The organism is Pisciglobus halotolerans, from assembly GCF_900113675.1.
Taxonomy (GTDB): Bacteria; Bacillota; Bacilli; order Lactobacillales; family Carnobacteriaceae; genus Pisciglobus; species Pisciglobus halotolerans.
The window spans coordinates 34,632-37,432 of the sequence record NZ_FOQE01000023.1 but is presented as its reverse complement, the minus strand read 5'-3'; the positions used below and the strand labels follow the sequence as shown (position 1 = coordinate 37,432).

Sequence of the window (2,801 nt, the reverse complement as noted above, 5' to 3'; positions counted from 1 at the left end):
TTTACCGAGAAAAGTGAGAACTGTTCTTAAAACGTTTAAAAAACACCTAGAGGACATTAAAAATGCGTTTGTCTATACGCTTTCCAATGGTCCTATTGAAGGAATGAACAACAAAATCAAGAACATCAAACGATCAGGATATGGCTATCGAAATTTCTATAACCTGCGAGCCCGACTATTGATTGTTTATCGATTGACTGCTTCTCACTATCAACCTAGAGCTTTGTATTTTAAAGATGAAAAAGCAGCATAAAATAAAAAAGCCAAAGCGATGTAATCGCTCTGACTTTTTTGACCCACCAACACTACTTGTCAAAGAGCCTTTATTCTTAAAAAACAAAGCCTCTTCCTTGCTTTTAAAGGCAAGGAAGAGGCTTTGCTTCTATCGATTTTAAAATAAAACATCTATCTAAATGCGGCCGAGAAGACTCGAACTTCCACCGGGATAATCCCGACTGGCCCCTCAAGCCAGCGCGTCTGCCATTCCGCCACGACCGCAAATCTCAACAAGATTTATTTTACCAATATCATGTAAACTTGTAAAGCCCTTATTTTCTTGTTGAGCCTCTAGCACACCTGTTCTTCCTTCTTGCTAGTGGTCATCAGCGTACTGGTCTATTGAAACATGATGAGCCGTTTGCGCAACGCGAACTTCTCTTTTTGCCTGCTCATAATGTTCAAGCTGGACCTGCTGTAAAATGATCTGGTTTGCCCGATATTGAACAGAAATAGCGATCTCACCTGGGTTATTTTCAGGCGTAGTTTTCGCAAAGAAATGGTTGATAGCCACTCTTTGATAGGCAGAAATGACGAGCGCTCTTGGCGTAGAACCGACATACAAATCTGTATATTGCGGATAGTAAGCTGCTAAGTAGGTGGCGCGAATCCCATAAGCGGATTGAGAATATTTGTCCTCTCCTTGGTGATGACCGATATGACGAAAATTGTAGGCGCGGTTATCATGAAAAGAAAAATGACCAATCATTTGCGTGTCTGAAGCAGCCGAACTGGTTTCGTGCGCTTTGATCTCTATTCCGCCAAAGCAGTAAGCTGTACGATTGTTGGCGAGCACCACATGCTGGGAACCATCATCGATCTCAATGCCATTTGAATTAGAAAAACCTTTTTTGTGCGCCCTGCCGCTTGGATGATGCAAATAGCTGTTTGTGATCAGCAAGTCGTCACTATGATGAGTGGTAATCCCGTCATCGCCAAATCCTGAGACTTCTACTTCATCTACCCAAATAAACCGGCTGCCCAGTATCGAACGTCTACCATCGCCAAAATAATTGTATCGAACAGCAGTAATATCTACGCCATGCAAACCTGGATCAATAACTTTGATATTTTGGACAATCGCAAAATGAACATTTGCTAATGTGATCCCGCTAGAAGAAGTGCCCCCTGATGAAGTTTGCTCTTCTTTTGTCAAACGCCCTACATTCCAATCAAGCGTCAGATTGGCAATTCGAATATGATGATCGCCTTTTACATGATGCTGGTTGGTTAACAGTCGTTCTTTCTTCGGTGCTTCATCTGCCAACAGAAGAGTGGTATTTGCTATGCCTGCCCCAATGAGTTCTGTATTTGACGGTAATCTTAACCCTCTCGTTCGATAAGTGCCGGGCGGGATGATCACGCGTCTTTTGCCATTTCCAATCGCTTTTCGAAAAGCTTCTGTGCAGTCAAATCGTCCATCTCCTACCGCGCCATAATCTAGTACAGACACCGTTTCTACCAAATGACCCAACGCCTTCATTGTCTGATCCAGCAATCCTTTCCAGTAAGGCCTTACTGCTCCTTTTTCATCAATGGTTACAGGAGGAGCAACACTATAATCAGTTTTCGGCTTTGTCAGCAGGAAACGATAAAACGCATCATTCCATTTTTTGGTTCGTTTCGACATGTCTTTCAAAGTACGAAATGCTCTTTCCGTTTCCTGAATCGCTTGCTTCTTCTTGCGGCTGCTTTGGTATTCAGGGAACGTTTCGGTTAATAATCGTTGGTTCTCCTTTAAATGAGTCATCTTCTCACCTCTTTTTCTTTATTGTAGCAAAAGAGGCGGAAAACAGCTGATGATCTGCTCCGCCTCCAACAATATTACTGTTTCACTGCAATTTTTTCATCTTTAGCCAAATGAAACCTTCCATGGCAAGCAGCGCAAACATAGCGTCCGGTGTTGAATTTTCTTTGCCGATAAAGCTTTTGATGACAATTCGTGCACTCATAAAGCCAATAGCGCGGAACCGATTGATGTTCATTCAGCGAACGAACGAATCGTGTACCACCCACTTGTTTTAACAGCTGCTTGAAATCGCGATCCTTATGCTGATAACCTTTGCCGGCTAAATGCAAATGATAATGACACAATTCGTGCTTGATAACACCTAAAAATTCTTCCATACCAAATGTATCTAGTATTTTAGGATTAAAATCTAAATCATGCGTGACCAAATGATATCTTCCGCCTGTTGTTCTCAGCCGTCGATTAAAGACAGCTTGATGTTCAAACGGCAAATGAAAAGAAGTCAGCGAAACAGTTTCAACTAACTGCTGCAATTCCTTTTGATCCATGACAGTCCTTCCTTTATGACTCACTGAAACTTTTTCTGCTTTTGAGTTTATCATAAAAGCTTGTTTATAACGAACTCAAACTGGTTTGCCCTCTCGAGTCCGTCATAAAAGCTGCTTTATAACGAACTCAAGCTGATTTGTCCTCCCGAGTTTGTAATAAGAGCTCGTTTATGACCTACTCAAACTGGTTTGTCCTCTCGAGTCTGTCATAAAAGCTGCTTTATAAC

The 2,801-nt window shown here is 41.9% G+C and carries 3 protein-coding genes and 1 tRNA gene; 1 reads left to right on the top strand and 3 read right to left on the bottom strand.

From position 1 onward, the window contains the following. A partial coding sequence (locus BM057_RS08075; protein ID WP_143074492.1) for a transposase occupies nucleotides 1-253 on the top strand: 253 nt, incomplete at its 5' end. Between the two features lie 161 nt (nucleotides 254-414). On the opposite strand, the gene BM057_RS08070 is transcribed toward BM057_RS08075, so the two are convergent. From BM057_RS08070 to BM057_RS08060, 3 genes are all read right to left on the bottom strand, one after another. Then, nucleotides 415-498: transfer RNA gene (locus BM057_RS08070), tRNA-Leu, on the bottom strand. Nucleotides 499-592: 94 nt separating this feature from the next. Next, the gene (locus BM057_RS08065) at nucleotides 593-2,026 is read right to left on the bottom strand and encodes a glycosyl hydrolase family 28-related protein (RefSeq protein ID WP_092092800.1); all 1,434 of its coding nucleotides are present in this window, start codon (nucleotides 2,024-2,026) and stop codon (nucleotides 593-595) included. Between the two features lie 74 nt (nucleotides 2,027-2,100). Beyond that, nucleotides 2,101-2,574, bottom strand: coding sequence for a SprT family protein (locus BM057_RS08060; RefSeq protein ID WP_047390596.1), 474 nt, complete (start codon nucleotides 2,572-2,574; stop codon nucleotides 2,101-2,103). Nucleotides 2,575-2,801 lie beyond the last annotated feature (227 nt).

Coding starts and splice junctions, on each gene's coding strand:
- BM057_RS08065 (WP_092092800.1), bottom strand. CDS start 2,026: ATGACTCATTTAAAGGAGAACCAACGATTATTAACCGAAACGTTCCCT.
- BM057_RS08060 (WP_047390596.1), bottom strand. CDS start 2,574: ATGGATCAAAAGGAATTGCAGCAGTTAGTTGAAACTGTTTCGCTGACT.